The 18,369-nt window shown below is 70.0% G+C and carries 19 protein-coding genes and 1 tRNA gene; 15 read left to right on the plus strand and 5 right to left on the minus strand.

Annotation, left to right across the window (positions count from 1 at the left end):
• Positions 1-48: 48 nt before the first annotated feature.
• Positions 49-1,506 carry an MmgE/PrpD family protein gene (locus H036_RS24380; RefSeq protein WP_081615514.1) on the minus strand — a complete coding sequence of 486 codons (1,458 nt, stop codon included), beginning with the start codon at positions 1,504-1,506 and terminating at the stop codon, positions 49-51.
• Between the two features lie 271 nt (positions 1,507-1,777).
• On the opposite strand from H036_RS24380, the gene H036_RS0110370 reads away from it, so the two are divergent.
• From H036_RS0110370 to H036_RS0110430, 13 genes are read left to right on the plus strand one after another with little or no spacing between them, the layout of a single operon-like run.
• A complete protein-coding gene (locus tag H036_RS0110370) occupies positions 1,778-3,004 on the plus strand; it encodes an ABC transporter substrate-binding protein (protein WP_017934721.1) in 1,227 nt (408 codons plus the stop codon).
• Positions 3,005-3,057: 53 nt separating this feature from the next.
• Complete coding sequence (locus H036_RS0110375) at positions 3,058-4,029, plus strand: branched-chain amino acid ABC transporter permease (RefSeq protein ID WP_017934722.1); 972 nt, start codon at positions 3,058-3,060, stop codon at positions 4,027-4,029.
• Positions 4,026-5,072, plus strand: coding sequence for a branched-chain amino acid ABC transporter permease (locus H036_RS0110380; RefSeq protein WP_017934723.1), 1,047 nt, complete (start codon positions 4,026-4,028; stop codon positions 5,070-5,072). The genes H036_RS0110375 and H036_RS0110380 overlap by 4 nt, the downstream gene beginning before the upstream one ends.
• Positions 5,054-5,800: an ABC transporter ATP-binding protein gene (locus H036_RS0110385; RefSeq protein ID WP_198289948.1), complete on the plus strand. Its 747-nt coding sequence runs from the start codon at positions 5,054-5,056 to the stop codon at positions 5,798-5,800. Before H036_RS0110380 ends, H036_RS0110385 begins: the two co-directional genes overlap by 19 nt.
• Positions 5,793-6,494, plus strand: coding sequence for an ABC transporter ATP-binding protein (locus tag H036_RS0110390; RefSeq protein ID WP_017934725.1), 702 nt, complete (start codon positions 5,793-5,795; stop codon positions 6,492-6,494). The genes H036_RS0110385 and H036_RS0110390 overlap by 8 nt, the downstream gene beginning before the upstream one ends.
• Before the next feature lie 14 nt (positions 6,495-6,508).
• The gene (locus H036_RS0110395) at positions 6,509-7,894 is read left to right on the plus strand and encodes an MmgE/PrpD family protein (RefSeq protein WP_157417248.1); all 1,386 of its coding nucleotides are present in this window, start codon (positions 6,509-6,511) and stop codon (positions 7,892-7,894) included.
• 26 nt (positions 7,895-7,920) lie between these two features.
• Positions 7,921-8,553, plus strand: a complete 633-nt coding sequence (locus H036_RS0110400) for an aspartate/glutamate racemase family protein (RefSeq protein WP_017934727.1) — start codon at positions 7,921-7,923, stop codon at positions 8,551-8,553.
• Complete coding sequence (locus H036_RS0110405; protein WP_017934728.1) at positions 8,550-9,938, plus strand: FAD-dependent oxidoreductase; 1,389 nt, start codon at positions 8,550-8,552, stop codon at positions 9,936-9,938. The genes H036_RS0110400 and H036_RS0110405 overlap by 4 nt, the downstream gene beginning before the upstream one ends.
• Positions 9,935-10,453 carry a hypothetical protein gene (locus H036_RS0110410; RefSeq protein WP_017934729.1) on the plus strand — a complete coding sequence of 173 codons (519 nt, stop codon included), beginning with the start codon at positions 9,935-9,937 and terminating at the stop codon, positions 10,451-10,453. Before H036_RS0110405 ends, H036_RS0110410 begins: the two co-directional genes overlap by 4 nt.
• A 41-nt stretch (positions 10,454-10,494) precedes the next feature.
• Positions 10,495-10,854: a hypothetical protein gene (locus tag H036_RS0110415; RefSeq protein ID WP_017934730.1), complete on the plus strand. Its 360-nt coding sequence runs from the start codon at positions 10,495-10,497 to the stop codon at positions 10,852-10,854.
• A complete protein-coding gene (locus H036_RS0110420; protein ID WP_017934731.1) occupies positions 10,851-11,609 on the plus strand; it encodes a hypothetical protein in 759 nt (252 codons plus the stop codon). The genes H036_RS0110415 and H036_RS0110420 overlap by 4 nt, the downstream gene beginning before the upstream one ends.
• Entirely contained in the window at positions 11,606-12,592 is a 987-nt protein-coding gene (locus tag H036_RS0110425; protein ID WP_017934732.1) for an LLM class flavin-dependent oxidoreductase, read from the plus strand. The genes H036_RS0110420 and H036_RS0110425 overlap by 4 nt, the downstream gene beginning before the upstream one ends.
• A gap of 8 nt (positions 12,593-12,600) precedes the next feature.
• Positions 12,601-14,049, plus strand: a complete 1,449-nt coding sequence (locus tag H036_RS0110430) for an MmgE/PrpD family protein (RefSeq protein ID WP_017934733.1) — start codon at positions 12,601-12,603, stop codon at positions 14,047-14,049.
• A 142-nt stretch (positions 14,050-14,191) separates the two neighbouring features.
• On the opposite strand, the gene H036_RS0110435 is transcribed toward H036_RS0110430, so the two are convergent.
• The 3 genes from H036_RS0110435 to H036_RS0110445 all read right to left on the minus strand — a co-directional run bounded on the left by H036_RS0110435 (position 14,192) and on the right by H036_RS0110445 (position 16,842).
• A complete protein-coding gene (locus H036_RS0110435) occupies positions 14,192-14,542 on the minus strand; it encodes a VOC family protein (protein WP_017934734.1) in 351 nt (116 codons plus the stop codon).
• 146 nt (positions 14,543-14,688) lie between these two features.
• Entirely contained in the window at positions 14,689-16,353 is a 1,665-nt protein-coding gene (locus H036_RS0110440; protein WP_017934735.1) for an APC family permease, read from the minus strand.
• Between the two features lie 36 nt (positions 16,354-16,389).
• Positions 16,390-16,842 carry a hypothetical protein gene (locus H036_RS0110445; RefSeq protein ID WP_017934736.1) on the minus strand — a complete coding sequence of 151 codons (453 nt, stop codon included), beginning with the start codon at positions 16,840-16,842 and terminating at the stop codon, positions 16,390-16,392.
• 213 nt (positions 16,843-17,055) lie between these two features.
• On the opposite strand from H036_RS0110445, the gene H036_RS0110450 reads away from it, so the two are divergent.
• Together H036_RS0110450 and H036_RS0110455 are read left to right on the plus strand one after the other, a co-directional pair.
• Positions 17,056-17,523: a hypothetical protein gene (locus H036_RS0110450; protein WP_232421845.1), complete on the plus strand. Its 468-nt coding sequence runs from the start codon at positions 17,056-17,058 to the stop codon at positions 17,521-17,523.
• A gap of 262 nt (positions 17,524-17,785) precedes the next feature.
• The gene (locus tag H036_RS0110455) at positions 17,786-18,199 is read left to right on the plus strand and encodes a hypothetical protein (protein WP_157417250.1); all 414 of its coding nucleotides are present in this window, start codon (positions 17,786-17,788) and stop codon (positions 18,197-18,199) included.
• A 57-nt stretch (positions 18,200-18,256) separates the two neighbouring features.
• Here H036_RS0110455 and H036_RS0110460 read toward each other — a convergent pair.
• Positions 18,257-18,332, minus strand: a tRNA-Lys gene (locus H036_RS0110460).
• Positions 18,333-18,369: the final 37 nt, after the last annotated feature.

Here is an 18,369-nt window from a genome sequence, read left to right on the forward strand (position 1 = left end):
CAAGAAGGACTTCGACGATCCGCTAGACGGAACGTTAGTGGAGTTGGCCTATCTGAACTGTGCCGTGGCCGGGGCGTGCTGTCCAACACCGATCCCACGCAGTTCACGTGCGAGTGGCGCTAGGCCTCGATCCGCGAGGGCCGCTACTGCCGCAAGCACGGCGTCGGCGGTCTCCGGGTCCACCGCCCGGCGCAGCAGCACCCCCGGCTTCGAGACCACCGTCGGGTCCGCCAAGGCCGCCGGTCCGTCACCGCGCGGTGCCGTACGGCACCCGGCCTCGACCCATGTGCCGTCACGGAAACGGACCGTCACGACGGCCGGTCGGCCGGCGGGATAGCCCGCGTCGAGCTCCGGGTCGTGCTCGATACGCACTCGGCCGGCCAGCTCGCGCACCCGCGCGTCGTCCAGGGTCGTGGCGGTGAACGCAGTCTCGTCGAGGGTGCCGAGGGTCAGTGCAGCGGCGACGGTCCACGGGATGCTGAAGCGGGCCGCCATGTCGTTGGTCGGTGCGATCTCGTCGAAGTCCGCGGCCGCACCGTAGGTCCGTACGAGCACCGTGTCGATCCGGTCGATCCGGTCGAACCGGTCGGTCTCGCCGAGCGCCTCCTCGAGCAGGTCCTCGACGGCGTCGTTGATGCCGTGCAGGAGCGCGCAGGTCGGGTGCCGCTTGAGGTAGCCGTCGAGCACCGTCCAGCCTTCGGGTGAGCTCGCCGGCGGGACGAGCAACCGTTGCATCCGGTCCGTGAGGCCGGCCGGGTCGCCCGCCACCTGAGAGGCGAAGTGCCGCTCCAAGGTGCCCGGGGCGGCGCGGAGACCCGCCGCGGCGGCCTGGCCGTGCAGGACCGCGGCCTGGACGGCAGTGGGCAGGTAGAGGTTCTGGGCGGTGAAGCCGGCGAACACGCTGTGGGCGTCGGGAGCGATCGGCAGCGTGGCGGCCGAGTCGATGGCGGCGGCGATCGTCTCCGCGTGGCCGTCGCTGAGCAGGTGGGCGACGCCGGCCGCTGCACCGAGGAGCGCCCACGTGCCGATGTCGTGCACGCCGCGCGGGGTGCCGGCCATGGCGAGGCCGATGCGCACGCCCGTCTCGTAACCGGCGAGGACCGCCGACAGCGTCGCCGTGCCGGAGGCCCCGTGGGCCTCGGCGACGGCGAGCACCGCCGGGACGACGTGGGAGGCCGGGTGGCCACGGGCGCGTCGGTGGCCGTCCTGGAGCTGCTCACGAGCGATCGGGACGGCGTTGACGAAGCCGGCCATGGCGGGCGGTAGGCCGCCAGCGCGTCCGATGACCGTGCTCGGGCCCTCGCCGACGGCGACAGCATCGCGGAGCGCGACCACGTCCGGCCGTTCCAGCGCAGCGACGGCGGTGGCCAGCACGTCGGCGGTGAGCGCAAGGACCCGTGCCCGCACGACCTCTGGGGCGTCGTCCCACCGCACAGCGGCCGCGAGCTGGCCCAGGTGGGCGGCTAGCTGCCTGGTCCCGTGGGGGCCTGTGGTGGGCGCTGGCATCGGCTCTCCTGTTGGTCGTTTCCGCTACCGGAACGATTTCAACATTCGCGGGTGGCGTGGTCAAGACCCAGCTCGTTCCGTGTTTCGGACGGAAAGTAGCCGTAATCTCGCGGAAACAGCCGGTAGTTGAACGCTTTTCCTTCGACCCTTGACGTGAGAGCCCTCACATGTCACAGTCGGGACATCCCATAGGCTGTTCCGATTAGCGGAACACAGAATCGACGAGGCCTGTCAACAGGTCAGGAGCCACAGGATGCGAACTAGAACCAGCGTGAACGTAATCGCCGCCGGCATCGGCGTCGCCCTCCTCGCGGGTTGCGGAGGGGGTGGCAGCGCTGACTCGGGCTCCAGCGGTGGCGACCCCAAGGTCATCAAGATCGGCACGCTGCACCCCTTGACCGGCCCGTACGCCGGCGATGGCCAGCAGCTCGAGAACGGTGCGAAGCTGGCGATCAAGGCGATCAACGACGCCGGCGGGATCAAGTCACTCGGCGGCGCCCAACTCCAGCTCGACGCGGGCGACACCAAGGGTGCGCCCGACACCGGCCAGAGCGAGGCCCAGCGCCTGATCAGCAACGGTGACGTAGCCCTCGTCGGCACCTACCAGAGTGCGGTCAGCGCGAACGTCGCCGCCGTGGCCGAACGCAACAGGACGCCGTTCCTGATGGACGTCAGCGGCGACGACTCGATCCTGTCGCAGGGCTACAAGTACTCCTTCAGGATGCAGCCGAAGAACTCACGCTTCGGCACCGCGGCCGCCGACTATGTCGACCAGATCGCCAAGGCCTCGGGCCACCCGGTCACCAAGGTGGCCTACCTGCACGAGAGCACCGCGTTCGGCACCGGCGCCTACAACGCGTTCAAGGCGGAGGCCGGCAAGCTCGGTCTGACCATGGGTCCGGAGATCACCTACGACGCGGCCAGCGTCTCCGACCTCACCACCCAGATCGCCCAGGTGAAGGCCAGCGGCGCCAACGTGCTCGTCGTCTCCGGCTACTACCGCGACGGTGTGCTCGCGGCGAAGGCGGTCCAGACGGTCAAGCCGAAGCTGGATGCCGTGGTGGGTGCTGCTGACGGTGCCTTCGACCAGCCGCAGTTCCCGACCGACGCTGGCTCGGCGGCCAACGGCTTCTTCGACGTCAACTACCACCTCGACGACAGCGCCGCCGCCGCTCAGGCATTCGTGAAGCTCTACAAGACCACCTACAACGCCGACGCTCGCACCGAGGCGGCGCTGGCCTACGACGCGGTCCGCACGATCGCCGCGGGGCTGGAGTCGGCCAAGTCCACCGACAAGACGAAGCTGCGCGATGCCATCGCCAAGGGCGGGATCACGCCCCTGACGATCTCCACCGGCCCGGTCACCTTCGACGAGAAGGGCGAGAACACCACCGCGCTGCCGGTGCTGACCCAGGTCCAGAACGGTGCACCCGTGGTGGTGTATCCCAAGGAGTACGCCGCGAAGAGCCCGATCTACCCCGCGAACCCGGGCCAGTGACGGGTCCGACCAACACGGCTGGAGTGGCCTCGTCCGCGGATGAGGCCACTCCGGTGGCCGTCAGTACACGCCGCCAGCTGAGCCTGCGGCCCTCGCCCTTCGTGGCGACGATGCTTCTCGTGCTTGCCCTGTTCGTCGTCGCGCTGCTGCGCTCGGGCAGCATGTCGATCACCGGCCAGGCCCTTCTCACCGGCCTGATCGCGGGCGGTGTCTACAGCCTGCTCGCGATGGGCCTCTCGCTGATCTTCGGCGTGCTCGACATCGTGAACTTCGCGCACGGCTCGTTCCTGGCCATCGGTCTCTTCGTCACCTACGAAGTGGTCCACCAGACCGGCGCGAACCCCTATGTCGCGCTTCCGGTCGCGATCGTCGTGCTGTTCGTGCTCGGCGCGCTGCTCCAACTGCTGGTGCTCAACCGCACCATGGGTTCCAGCCTGGAGAGCCAGCTGCTCATCACGCTGGGCCTCTCGCTGCTGATCAGCAACGCGCTGCTGCTGTTCTTCGGCGGGGACCCGCTCTCGGCCAACCTGCACAACGACCCCGGCGTCCACATCTTCGGGGCTGTCGCGAACCTCTCGCGCGTGATCGCGTTCGTCGGCGCGCTCGTGCTCGCGCTGCTGCTCTACGTGCTGCTCGAGAAGACGTCCTTCGGCCGCGCCATCCGCGCGGTGGCCGCCAACCGGCAGGGTGCCGGCCTGGTCGGCATCGACGTGCGGATGATCTACGCCGTCACCTTCGGACTCGGTACGGCGTGCGCGGGCGCGGCCGGCATGTTCATCGCGCCGTTCACCACGATCACGCCCACGGCGGGGGACCAGTTCAACATCCTCGCGTTCGTGGTCGTCGTGATGGGCGGCCTGGGCAACATCATGGGCGCGCTGGTCAGCGGCCTCATCGTCGGGCTGGTCGAACAGCTGGGCGGCGTGGCGATCGCCGGGCAGAGCCCGCTGCTGAGCGTCTTCATCCTGTTCCTGCTCATCCTGCTGATCCGCCCCCAGGGCATTTTCGGAGCGAAGAGTTCATGACCATCACCACGCCCGACGAGGCGCTCGACGCGCCCGTGGAGAGGGAGAAGTCGCGCTCGCTGGTGCGTCCTCTCCTCGTGCTGGCCGTCATCACGGTGCTGGCCGCACTCGTGCCCAGCGTGCTGTCGGAGTCGCGCCAGTCCATCGCCGTACGCGTCCTGATCTTCGCGATCATGGCGCTTGGCTGGAACCTGATGAGTGGCTACGGCGGCATGTTCAGCTTCGGCCACGCGGCCTATTTCGGCATCGGCGCCTACACCGACAGCTATCTCCTGGTGCACCACAACGTGTCGCCTTGGATCTCGTTGTTCATCGGCGCCGCGCTGGCCGCCCTCGTAGCGGTCGTGACCGGCTACCTGGCCTTCCGCTACAAGCTGCGTGCGGCGTACTTCGCGCTGGCGACCTTCGCCTTCGCCGAGATGCTCCGCCTGCTCGCCACCAACACACACTGGGTAGGGGGCAGCACCGGTCTGCACGTGCCGCTGCTCACTGCCGACTCGTGGTGGAAGCTGCAGTTCGCCGCCAACGCGCCGCAGTACTACTACATCGGCCTGGCGATGGTCGTCATCTGCGTGCTGATCACGCTGCTCTACCTGCGCTCGCGGTCCGGCATCTACACCGTCGCCATCCGTGACAACGAGGACGCCGCGAACTCGCTCGGCGTCCCGGTGATGCGGGTCAAGCTGACCACGATGGCGCTCTCGGCCGCGATCACCGCCGTCGCGGGCATGTTCTACGCGCAGTACTTCATGTTCGTCGACCCCGACATCGCGTTCGGCCAAGCGCAGTCCGTGCAGGCGATCACGCCCGCCGTCATCGGCGGTGTGGCCACCGTGTGGGGCCCGCTCGTCGGTGCCCTGATCCTGGGCCCGTTGTCGGACCTCACGTCGAGCTGGCTGCGCAACCCGCCGGGCTTCCTGGACTTCCTGGCCGGGCGCAGCGGCCTGGACGTGATCGTCTATGCGGTGCTGCTCATCGTGATCGTGGTCGCGCTGCCCAAGGGCATCGTCGGCACCGTCAAGCAGTGGTGGAGGAACCGATGAACAACGTCCTCGAAGTGCGCGACGTCAGCAAGTCGTTCCGGGGCGTGCACGCGCTCAGCGACGTCGAGCTGGACGTCGAGGAGGGCTCGATCCTCGGGGTCATCGGCCCCAACGGTGCCGGCAAGACGACGTTCTTCAACGTCATCGCCGGCGCGTTGAAGCCTGACACCGGGCGCGTCCACCTGTTCGGCAAGGACATCACCGGTCATTCGCCGCACCGTGTCGCCCACGCCGGCATGGGCCGGACCTTCCAGCTGATGCGTCCCTTCGGGTCGATGACGGCCCGGGAGAACGTGATCACCGCGGCGCTCACCCGTGGTGGCAACCACCGTGCTGCAGCCCGCCGCGCGGACGAGGTCATCGAGGCGACCGGCATGGGCACGTGGGCCGACGCCGTCTCCGACTCGCTGCACACCGCCGCGCTCAAGCGGCTGGAGCTGGCCCGCGTGCTCGCCACCAGCCCGCGGTTGCTGCTCCTGGACGAGGTGCTCGCAGGGCTCGTGCCCTCCGAACGTGCGCCCGTCGTGGAGCTGCTCGCCGAGCTGCGCGAGAAGGAGGGTCTGACGCTCGTGTTCGTCGAGCACATCATGCAGGCCGTCATGCGCCTCTCGGACTCGGTCGTCGTCTTCGACCGTGGTCGCATCATCGCCTCGGGGGCCCCCGCCGACGTTGTCGCGGACCCGGTCGTCATCGAGGCCTACCTCGGACAGGAGTTGCCCGGTGCTTGAGCTCGACAACATCGCCGCCGGCTACGGCAAGCTGCAGATCCTGCACGAGCTGAGCATCCACGTCCGACCTGGCGAGCTCGTCTCCGTGGTCGGGGCGAACGGCGCGGGGAAGACCACGACGCTGAGGGTGATCAGCGGCCTGATCGGCACGATGGGGGGCCAGGTCCGCTACGACGGCGAGGTCATCACCGGCCTGCGTGCCCACCAGCTGGTCAAGCGCGGGATCGTGCAGGTTTCGGAGGATCGCGACCTCTTCGGCCCGATGACGGTCGAGGAGAACCTGGTGCTGGGCGCCTGGACCCGCCGCAAGGCAGCGATCAACGAGGAGCTCGAGCGCATCTTCGAGCTGTTCCCGATCCTGCTCGAGCGGCGCCGCCAGGCGGCGCAGACCATGAGCGGCGGTCAGCAGCAGATGCTGGCCATCGGCCGGGCCCTGATGGCCAAGCCGAAGGTGCTCATGCTCGACGAGCCTTCGACCGGTCTGTCGCCGAAGATGACCTGGGACGTGCTCAACGCCGCCTCGGCCATCCGCGACTCCGGCGTCTCGGTCCTCCTCGTGGAGCAGAACGCCGCCCAGGCCCTCGCGATCTCCGACCGTGCCTATGTGCTCGAGAGCGGCAGCGTGGTCCTGGAGGGCCCGGGCCGCGAGCTCGCCGGTGACGAGCGGGTCAAGAAGGCCTACCTCGGCCTGTGATGGGAGAGACGCAGATGACCGACACCAGCACGACGCAGGAGGCGGGTCTCGCACCCGCACAGCAGGCGGCGCTCGACGCCCTGGGCGAGCTGTCGGCCTGGGCGACCGGGCTGACCTGGGACGCCGTCCCCGACGCCGTCCGCGAGCGGCTGCGGCTGATCCTGGTCGACACCTTCGGCGTGACACTGATCGGTGCGCGGCTCCCCGAGCGTGGACCGCTCGTCGAGGCATGGGCCCTCAGCGAGGGGCCGGTCCCCGTGATCGGCGTCGGCGTCAGCACGACCACCGAGGCCGCGGCGTGGCTCAACGCCACCGCTTTGGTCAGCCTGGAGATGGACGAGGGCAACAAGTACGCCGCCGGCCACCCCGCAGCCCATGGCTTCCCAGCCGTGCTGGCGCTCGCGGCGGCGCTGGACGCCGACGGTCCCACGACCGCCACCGCCCTCCTGGTCGCCTACGAGGTGGCCGCCCGATACGGCCGCGCCAGCCGCGGCAATCCCGGCCTGCACCCGCACGGCAACTGGGGGATCACCGGGGCCGCTGCTGGCTGCGCTCATCTGCTGGGCCTGGGCGCGGACGGTCTGGCCGCAGCCATCGACACGGCGAGCGGGATGCCGATCGCCGGGCACTTCTCGGCCGCCATCGACGGCAATCCCGTGCGCAACGAGTGGATCGGGGCGGGCAACGTCGCCGGCCTGGCCGCCGCCCGGCTGGCCAAGGCCGGCATGGCGAACGCGACCGGCATCGCCGCGCACAGCCTCGGCGGCCTGCTCGGCTCCTTCGAGCCGGCCGCGCTGGTCGAGGACCTCGGCGAGCGCTGGGACATCCTGCTCGGCTACTTCAAGCGACACGCCTCCTGCGCGTTCACCCACCCCAGCGCCGACGCGACCCTGGTGCTGCGCGAGCAGCTGGCCGCCGACGGGCTGAGCGCTGCCGACGTCACCGCCGCGCGGATCACTACCTACACGATGGCGGCGGCGCTGGACCGGCCGCACTGGAACAACCGGCTGGCCGCGATGTTCTCCATCCCCTACGTCGTGACCACCGCCCTGCTGCACGGCCGGGTGGCGCCGGACGGCTACACCGCCTCGCACGAGGAGGCGTTCCGTTCCCTCGCCGAGCGGGTGACGGTCTGCGCCGGCGCCGAGTTCGACGCCCGCCTGCCCGACGCCCGCGGCGCGTCGGTCGAGCTGACCCTGACCGACGGCCGGGTGCTTCGGCACGAGGTCGCCAACCCCATCGGCGACGTGGCGACGGAGCCCTTCGACGAGGAGCGCACCAAGGCACTGCTCCTCGACCTGCTGGGAGACGCCGAGGCTCTCGACCGGGTGGTTGCCGCCGCCGACGCGCTTCCGCAGGCGGCCGGCGTTCGCGACGTGCTGCGCACCCTGCAGTCCTGATCTTCCACAACCCGAACGGAGTCCCCATGCGCATCTTCGCGAGCACGCCGCTCTACGTCGGCACCGAGGAGCTGGCCCGCCGCCAGCAGCGTTACGACCAGATCAGCCCCGAGGGCGTGACGATCGAGCTGCACGACCTGCCCGCCGAAGCCCCCAGACAGCTCAACAACGCCGAGGACATCGCGCGCTCGGAGGAGTTCGTGCACGCCGCGCTCGCCGCGGCGCCGGACGGCTTCGACGTGCTGCTGGCCGACTGTGTGCTCGACCCGGCGGTCGGGCGCCTCCAGGACGAGCTGGACCGGCCGGTCATCGGCATCTTGCGGATGAACCTCGCCTACTGCGCGGCCGTCGGCGTACCGATGGGCGCGGTGGTGCGCAACGAGGCGATCGCCGCCGAGATGCATCGTGTCGCCAAGTCGTACGGCTGGTCTCGGTGGCTCACCGACGTGGAGGTCCTGGACCTGTCCTTCGACGCCATCAGCGAGGGCACCGCCTGGCAGGAGCAGCTCGACGCTGCGGCCGTGCGGGTCTCGACCAAGGGGGTCCGGTCGCTGTTCAACGGCTGCTCGGCCGTCGACGTCGACCCCGACCATCCCAGCGTGGTCCCTGTCTTCGACCCGGTCATCCGTGCCCTCGAGCTGGCGGCGGTGGGTCGATGAGCGAGCACGGACCCGACCTCGTCGTCGCCGGCGCCGGCGGCGGCCTCATCGCCGCCCTGCGCGCCGCCCAGCTCGGCCTCGACGTGCTGGTCGTGGAGGCCAGCGAGCACTTCCTGCGCGGCAACAACACCTCGATGTGCACGGCGATGGTGCCGGGCGTGAACAGCCGCTTCCAGCGCGAGCAGGGCATCGAGGACTCCGTCGACCTCTTCGCCGGCGACGTCGAGCGCAAGACCAAGGGCACCGGCGACCAGCGCCTCGCGCGCGCGCTGGCCGGTGTCAGCGGCGAGCTCGTCGAGTGGATGGCCGACGAGGTCGGGCTCGAGATGTCGGTGATGACGGACATGCACTACCCCGGCCACTCGGTCGACCGGTGCCACACCATCCCCGAGCGCCACGGCACCGCGCTCATCGACCACCTCGCCCGCAAGGCGCGCAGTCACCCGAACATCGACATCCTCCTGCCGGCCCGGCTGACTGACGTCGAGCTCGACGCCGACGGCCGTGTCTGCGCCGCCGTCGTCACCGATCCGAGTGGCAACGAGGAGCGGATCGAGACCTCTGCGGTGCTCCTCGCCACCAACGGGTACGGCGCCGACAAGGCACTCGTGGCCGAGTACATGCCCGAGATCGCCGCTGCGATCTACCACGGGAGTGAGACCTCGCGTGGCGACGCGCTCCGGATCGGCGAGAAGCTGGGCGCCGCGACGGCCTTCCTCGACGCCTACCAGGGCCACGGCGCCCTCGCCGCCAAGGGCGCGACCCTGCTGGGCTGGGCGACGATCATGCACGGAGCGATCATGCTCGACACGACCGGCCATCGCTTCGCCAAGGAGACCAGCGGCTACTCCGAGTTCGGGCACTACCTGGCCGGGCGCCCCGGCGCGACCGGCTGGGTGGTCTACGACCGCCGGGTCCACGACCTGTGCGAGCCGTTCACCGACTTCCGTCAGACCGTCGAGTCGGGTGCCGAGGTATGGGCTGAGGACGCCGCCAGCCTCGCCGCCGTTACCGGGCTCCCGGAGGACGCCGTCGTCGAGGAGCTCGCCGAGTCCGCCCGCGCGGCCCGCGGCGAGATCGAGGATCGCTTCGGCCGGGAGTACGAGGCGCCCCTGGAGCCTCCGTACGCCGCCGTCCGCGTCGTACCCGCCCTCTTCCACACCCAGGGCGGTCTGGTCGTCGACGGCTCTGCGCGCGTGGTCGACGCCGACGACCGGCCGATCCCGGGCCTCTACGCCTCGGGTGGAGCCGCTGCCGGCATCTCCGGCCACGGTGCCGGCGGCTACCTGGCCGGCAACGGCCTGCTGCCGGCGTTCGGCCTCGCCTACCTGGCCGCAACGGCCGTCGCCGAGACCCTCGACGCGGCCGGCGCCGGCGCGTCGTGACCACCGGTGACGAGCGAACACGGGCTCTGCGCTTCGTGCGCGAGGACGCCGGGTTCGCTCGGGTGCTGACGTCCGACGCGGCCGGCCACCTGGTCGGGCGCACCGCCAGCGCGTTCCTGAACGACGATTGGACGGTCGACACGGTGCAGCGTGCCATGCACCGCCGCGTCAAGCAGCTCGAGCGCGACGGGCGCGTGCTGGTCATGTGGAGCGGCGAGCCAGCGGCCGACTCGGTCAACGACTCGCCGTCGACCTTCGACCTCGGGCTGACCATCCCACGCGTGGTGTTCGTGCGCGGCGTCGCGCGACCGCTGGACGCCGATGCGACGTGGGAGGTCTATCACCGGCACAGCGAGCGGCTGCGCGCGGCGGGCCACACCAAGGCACCGGTGCGTGACCGCGCCGACATCGACGAGAACTTCGCCGGTGTGCGCATCGAGCCGCGCTGGATCCGCCTGGAGGGCTTCGGCCGGGGCGCCGAGAGCTTCACCTGGACCATCCGACCGAGCAGCTGAGCGACCACCCGCTCAGGCACCCACAGCAAGGAGACCCGCACGTGATCAAGGCGATTCTGGGCTACGACATCGTCGAGGGCGTCAGCGCGGAGGAGTACGAGCGCTGGCTCTTCGAGATCCACGCCCCCGACCTGCTGGCCAACCCGAACCTCGACCGCATCGTGTTCAACAAGGTGCTGCGGCCGGTCACCACCGCGTCTGGTGGGACGGCCGAGGTGCCGCCGAGCCAGCTCTTCTACCGCATCGCGGAGATGCACTTCCGGGACGAGGCCGCCTACGAGGCCTACCGCGCGTGGTTCACTGACAACCCGCTCCCGGCCGAGCGCGGCCCGGGCGGCCGCACGGCCTTCAAGTTCTACCTGATCACCGAGAGCGTCACGGTAGAGCGGTCGCCCGCGTGACCGCTGCGGCCGGCACCCTCAGCGCACCAGCCCCCGAGGTCACCGCGGAACTGGCGGAGGCGGCGCTGGCTGCCTACCGAAAGCCCGCCGTCCCTCGGTACACGGACGTCGACGCGCTCACCGGGTTCGCGCGCGAGCCGGTCGACGCCGGACTGCAGAGGTGGGCCCAGCAGATCGCCACGCCGGAGGGGTTTCCGCTGATCGGCACCGGACTGCACGCTCCGACGTACCCAGCGCTGCTGTGGAACGGCGCGCGCTTGGACGCGGCTGCTCCGGACGTGAGCTGGGCGCCGTTGCTTGCTGCGCTCGCGGCGGCTCCCGACAACGACCAGGGACTCGGCCGACTCTTCCGCGCGCTCCAAGCCGCTGAGACGGTCCGGCAGGACGCGGCACGACTGCTCGTCGGAGCGACGATGCCCATCGCTTGGCCGACCCTGTCGACGCTCGCGTCGGCGACCGCGGCGCAGCTGATGGGTCCGCACGAGGGGGAGGGGCTGGTGCGGGTCCTGGACCTGGCCGCCAGCCTCACCGTGCTCACGACGGGTGATCGTCGCAGCGTTGCCTCCGGACTGTGGACCGGGCACGGCGCCGCGTCCGGCTGGCTCGCCGCCCGGCTCCCCGAGGGTGCTGTCTCGCCGATGGCGGGCAGTGTCGTCCACACGCTCTCCGCCGCGGCCGGCCGCCCCCTCGCCGCCTCAGATGGAGTTGAGCCCGGCCTCCGCTCCGTCGCCGACCTGCTCGCCCGGCTGCGGTGAGCGTCGAGCGGCAGGGCCCACGCATCCTGCTCAACCTGGCACGCCCGCGCGGCGTCCAGGCCCCGGTCGCTGCCGCGGAGGCTGCCGTGGTGGCAGGTGTCGACGGCGTGGGATTCGCCGACAGCCCACGGATGTTCCCGGACCCGTTCCTGACGGCCGCCCGCGTGCTGAGCGCCACCGGCGCCACGGTCTGCGGGCCGTGCGTCCTCGGTCTCGGGCTGCACCACCCTGCGGTCGTCGCGCAGGCGCTGGCGACCCTGGCCGAGCAGCACCCGGGCCGGACCATGCTGGCGGTCGCCCGCGGCGAGAGCTCGCTGGCCAACGAGGACCTACCCGTGCCTTCGCTAGCGGCGTACCGATCCTCCTTGGAGCGGCTGCGCGCGCGCCTCGACGAGCTCGAGCCGTACGTCCCCGGCGGGCTCGGGCCGGTGATCGGCGCAGCCTCCGGGCCCCGGACGATCGCCGTCAACGCCGGCACGCTGGGCGGTGTGCTGCTCGACGTGGGGGCCGAGCCGACGATCATCGCCCGCGCGGTGGAGGTGGCGCGGACCGCCGCGCCCGAGGTGCGGTGCTGGCTCTTCGTCCGGGCCGTCGTGACCGAGACCGAGGAGGAGGCCACCGCCGCGGCAGTCCCGATCCTCGGATCCTGCGCGACCCGGCTGCTGCGCTCGCCGCAGTGGTACGACGTGGCGCCCGAGCAGATGACTCGCGTCGGCGCGGTCGCAGCGGCGCACGACTACCGCCGTCACGGCACCGCCGAGGCGTCGGGTGAACGCGCGACCGACGCCGGGATCGACGCGCTCATCCGCGACCGTTTCGTGCTCACCGGCAGCGGGGACGAGATCATTCGGCGGCTGCGGCCGCTCGCGACGCTCGGCATCGAGGGCATCGTCCTGGCCGGTGCCACCGCCGGCATCGAACAGCGGCTCGCGCCGACAGCCGCCGCCGTCCGCGCCGGCTTCGCTCCGTCCACCACGATCTGAGGACGCACATGACCACTTCCGCCACGACGCCCAGCAGTGCGGCTGGCACGACGCCCAGCACTGCGGCCGGCACCACGCTGACGCTGGACCTGGCCGCCCTGGGCGAGTTCGCCGCGACCTCCACCGCCACCGACCTTCCCGAGCAGACCTGGCGCTTCGGTCGGATCCTCTTGCTGGACTCGCTCGGCGCGCTGCTCGGCGGCCTGCGCTACCCGGCCGTGCGCAGCCTCGGCGCGAGCACCGGTACGGCGCCGCAAGGCTCGACACCGTTCGGCTGGCTGACCACGCTCGGTGCAGCGGCGACCTGGCTGGATGCCGATTCGGGCGGGTCCTTCCACCCGGCCGGTGCTCGGATCCCTCCGGTGCCGACCGCGCACCCCGCGCCGCATGTGCTGCCGCTGCTGCTGCATGCCCTGCTGCAGGACGGCACCGTCGACGACACCACGGCGGTCCACGCATTCATCGTGGGCTGCGAGGTCGGGCTTCGCTTCGGCGCCGGCACCTCGCTGCGTGTCGGCCTGCACCCGCACGGCATCCACGGTCCGATCGCGGCAGCCGTCGCCGCCGGCGTGCTGGCGGGTGACTCCGCGGAGACGATCACGCGGGCGATCGAGTTGGCGGGCTCACTGCCGATGGGGGCAACCCTCGCCGTACCGATGCACGGCGGGACGGTGCGCAACGTCTGGACAGGGCTGGGCTCCTACTACGGCGCGCTGGCGGCCGAGCTCGCGCGTCTCGGCCACCCGAGCGACCTCGACCTGCTTGTGCGCCTGTACGGAGGCGTCGTCACGACCGACGCCGACTCGGAGGAAATCGTCGGCAGCCTGGGGGAGCGGTGGCGCCTGCGTGACAGCTACCTCAAGCCGTACGCCTGCGCCCGCTGGGTCCACCCCACGCTCGACGCGCTGCGCCTAGCGCTCGCCGACGCCGCGTCGCCGACACCGGACGAGGTCAGGGCGATCGAGGTCGAGACGTTCGCCTTCGCCGCCTCGCTCGACACCTCGGGCGACGAGTCCGATCTGCACGCCCGCTTCTCGGTGCCCCGCTGCGCCGCCTCGGTGGTGGTCGACGGGCACCTCGACGCCGACGGCTTCCTCCCCGAGAGCTTCGACCGGGCGGAGGTCATCGACCTGATCGGCCGGATCCGGCTGAGCGAGGTGGCGGAGTTCAGCGCCGCATTGCCGGCCGAGCGGCCCGCGCGTGTCACCGTCCGGACGGCCCGGGGTGTGGGTGTCGGGGAGGTCCGCAACGCACGCGGAAACCCCGACAGCCCGCTCACCGACGCCGAGGTGGTGGCGAAGTTCCTCGGCAACGTCGGTCCGTACCTTCCGGACGAGGTGCTCGATCCGGTGGTCGCCACGCTCACCGCACGTGAGACGGTCGATTCGAGGACTGCTGGCGGCGCAACCCTGCGTCACCTGGCCCAGGCGCTCGACGCCCGGCTCGTGCAGGACTGACGGTTTGCCTGACCGTGCCGGGAAGCGACCCGAGCGCACGCTCTGGCAACTGGTCACCTGTCCCCATCCCTTCGGGGCGACCACCTTCGGCATGTCGACCTCGGCGGGCTCGCGGGGACGAGGCCGGACACGGTTCGCTCGGTCAGCGCACCCGCCGCTCGACCAGCTCGTAGAGGTGTCCGTCAGGCGCCCTGAAGTGGACGTACCGCTCGCGCTCGTTGCCGCCAGGCTCGCCGACCGACGTTCCCGACGCCTTCAGCTCGGCGATCGCCTCATCGAGATCCGCGACCAGGAATCCGAGAGATCTGGCGGTGTCTCCCATGCCGCCGGGTGCCGCGACGGCGAACGAGCTCCCGTCCGGCAGGTCGAAGAGGTCGGCCTCGACGCCCTCAACCACTCGTCTGGACAGTCCGAGTACGACGTCGACGAACCGTGTCATGTCCGTGCGCTCGGGGGTCGAGGTGCCGGCGAAGCAAAGTCCCAGGATGCGCACCGGCGCAGCGTAACGCGCTGGACCGTGGCGAGGTCCCGGAGTTCGAGGCCGCGCTGGACCTGAGGCTGCTGTTGCGGATGACCTCCGCGACGTCAGCATGAAGCGAGTCACGAGGCCGGCATAGCACCTCCCTGCCGGGCGTGTGCTCAGGTGGTCGGTGCGCCTTCCGCGGCCTCCTCGCTGGTGTCCGCACGCAACCTGTCGAGGAGGCGGGGGTGCCCCTTCAGGTACTGGGCCCCAGCTCGAACGCCCCAGAAGAAGGCGGCAAGCGCACCAAGGGCGACGATGATCGAGTCCCAAGGATGGGCCAGCCACCCGGCTCCGCCGTAGCTGCCGATCGCCGCGACGAGGTAGACGAACGAGATGTAGACGACCAGCCAGGTACCGCCGGCGAGGTCACCGGGGTCCCGTTCGCCGCGGATGAAGCTGACGACGAACCAGACCAGCCCGACCAGCAGCGCGATGACCGTCTTCCAGAGCGTGGACCAGTCCTGCCAGAGGATCACCAGCGAGGCCACCACGAAGGCGACCGGGGCGATGACGGCCATGCCGCGCAGCCTGCTCGAGTCGTCCCCGAGCCCGACGCGCCGGAAGACCAGCACCGAGACCGAGCCGATCGAGAAGGTGAGTGCGGCCAGGGCGCTGAGCACCTCGACGATGCTGTGCCAGCTGGGGAGCAGGATGATCGTGCCGGCACCGAGGACGAAGTTGACCAGGAGCGCGACGACCGGCACTCCGGTCCGCTCGCTCACCCGCATCACGACGTGGGGGAAGAAGCCGTTCTTGGCGAGGCCGAAGACGTTGCGAGCGTTGGCTGCGGTGTAGACGATGCCCGACCCGGACGGGGAGATCGACGAGTCCGCGATGAGCAGCCAGGACAGCCAGGTGAAGCCGAGCATCTTGGCAAGATCGGCGAAGGGGGAGTCCAGGTTGACCCCGTGCCAGCCCGCCTTCGCGAGCTCGGAGGCCGGCAGGCCGCCGAGGTAGCCGACCTGCAGACCGAGGTAGAGCACGATGCTGAAGCCGATCGTCACCACCATCGCCCGCGGGATGTCCCGATGCGGGTTGCGGGCCTCGCCGGAGAGCTCGATGACGTTGCGGAAGCCGGTGTAGGCGAAGATGAGGCCGCCGGAGGCGATCGCCGAGAACGCCGCCGAGAGGCCGTACGGCGCGAAGCCGTGCGCACTGATGTTGTGCGAGATGCCGCCGGCCTTGTCGTTGGCGCCGAACCCGCTGGCGAGCAGCAGCACGACGGTGATGGTCGGGATGGCCAGCTTCACCACGGTGACGATGTTGTTCGACGTGGCGAACCACTTCACGCCGAAGTAGTTGATGACGACGAACACAGCCATGAGAAGCACCGCGACCGCAGTGCCGAGGGTGGTCAGGTCCCCGGTCGTCGTGTCGTAGACGCCGTCCCACCAGGAGGAGGCGTACTGCACGACGGCGGACGCCTCGCTCGGAGGGTTCGCGACGTAGGAGAGCCACATCGCCCACCCGATGATGCTTGCTGCCAGCCGCCCGTTGGAATAGAGCGGGTAGCGGACCAGACCGCCCGATTCAGGTCGAACCATGCCGAGCTCCGCGAAGACCAGCGCGATCATCAGCATCAGCGCTCCGGCGATCACCCACGCGATCAGCGCAGCGGGCCCCGCCTCCTGGGAGGCGTACATCGCCGAGAACAGCCACCCGGAGCCGATCACGCTGCCGATGCCGGCCGCAGCGAGCGACCAGAACCCGAGTTCACGGCGGAGCTTGCTGTCCTCGCGGTCGGCCGCTCCCTGCCGGTCCAACTGATCGCTCGCACTCATCTGCCGCCTCCTGTGTCGCGAGTGTCGGGACACGCGCTACCCGTTCGGCGGCGGCGGCAAACCCTGGTGACCAGTCGCAGCCCGCGCATCGGGGGCGTCGGGTGACATCGAGTCGGTGGGGCAGACCCGAACCGGGTGACGGCGACGCTGGAGCATGCGTTCCTGCGTCTCGGCCTCCCGGGAGGTGGCCGCGGTGTCGTTCCCGTCCATGCCGACCAGCCACACGAGGCCACGCCCGCGACCGGGATTTCGTTCGTCCTCAGCGTTGTCGTCATAGACGAGCGCGACTGCGTAGGTGAGTGAGTCGCCTGCCTGCTTCTGGGCCCAGTCGATCACCTGGAGGACGTCGGCACCCGTGATGTCGTAGGTGTCGGTCCACCCATAGGTGGACGAGTCGCCGCTTCCGTGCAAGTACACGCGGAAGCGAGGCTCATCGTTCTCCCAGTTGCTATCGCGCTCGTCGACCTGCTCGATGTGCACCCCGCTCATGCACCGAAGCCTCGCATCTTGGGCCCCTGTCATTAGTGGATCCGTGCATCGGGAAAACACATCGGAAGGCGAGAGAACGACGTACGCCGCCCTTGCAACCAATTCGTCGCCCCATGTGGCGGTCTTGGGTCTACGGTCCAGTCGTGGCGCCGGGGTCGTTCGACGAACAGCCGTTCGCCGCTGCGGGGAGACCAGCAATCGAAGGGTGAGAACGTGCGGCGACGGCAGGTAATGCTTTCGGTGATCGCCGCGGCGTTGGTAGGCACCGGGGTGACCGGTTGCAGCCACTCACCCAGCGGGCGGTCCGAACCGCCCATGGGGGCATCTCCCGCGGCCTCCCGTCATCCGAGCGTGCCGATGACCGCGAATGACGAGCTGCTGGCAGCGGTCCAGGCGGCGGTCAAGCCAGCGAGCAGCACCTTGTACGTCGGGTTCGGGGCGGGAACCCGCGTCTTCGATGTCACCGACAACGACGCCAAGAGCTTTCACATCACCGTCTCTTGCGTGGGTGACAATGCGACCTTCAACTCTGGGCGAACGAAGTTCTTCCAAGTTACCGGGTGCAGTGGCCAGCGCTCTGTTTACGGCGCTGACGTTCCTCTTCGGTATGTGCACGCAGGGAAGATCACCATCGTCGCCTCGTCCCGAACGCAGTGGGCGGTCGAAGTAACGGCCTCCTAGCGGCACGAAGGGCTGAGCGGAAACGAGCAAGAGCGTGATCACCCGATGGATACAGGCGGGGACCGCGGTCCTCGCCTGCGTCCTCACCTTGGCTGCCTGCGGCAGCGGGCCAGGTCCTCGAACACCCGTGGACGACGGTCGGGGACCACTGTCATTCGTCGGTGGCAGCGGCGGCCAGAGCATCTACGAGCCCAAGCATGCTCAAGATGGCTGGTATGCCACGTTCGCCTTCGAGCCATGCCGGAACGGAACCGGCCACACGTTGATCCTGGAGGATCTGCGCACCACGACCTCGTCTGGTGCGGCCGTCGCCGACGTCTGGTGGCGCCACGTACCCGATGTCGCGGGACGCGTTGGCGGCACGACTGACGAGTGGGACCCGTTCGCGAGCACCAAGGGCTACCCGGGCCACTGGAACGAGACGCAGTTCCGCGGGACCTTCGCTCACGGCATCGCCGGTCGCTCCGTGACGGACAGTTGCACGGCGGATGTGGTTGCCGATGCCTTCGACTCTGTCATCATCGCGCTGCGTGTTCCGCCCATCGGCATCATGGTCAAGAACTTCACCGTCACCTACACGGACAACGGCGAGACCAAGACGCTCCAGGTCCCGTGGAAGCTTGTCGGATGCGGCAGCAGCATCACCGATCCCGAGTGGTGCAATCCGGACGCCTGAGCCGGAGAAGCAGTTCAGCCCCGGACCTGCTTCCGCAGGCCAGGGGCCGAATCTGGTTGGTACGCCATGTAGGACTTGAACCTACAACCCGCTGATTAAGAGTCAGCTGCTCTGCCAATTGAGCTAATGGCGCATGTCTTGGCGACCGCGAGGCGTTCGCTGCAACGACG

This window comes from Nocardioides sp. Iso805N (assembly GCF_000364605.1).
Classification (GTDB): Bacteria; Actinomycetota; Actinomycetes; order Propionibacteriales; family Nocardioidaceae; genus Nocardioides.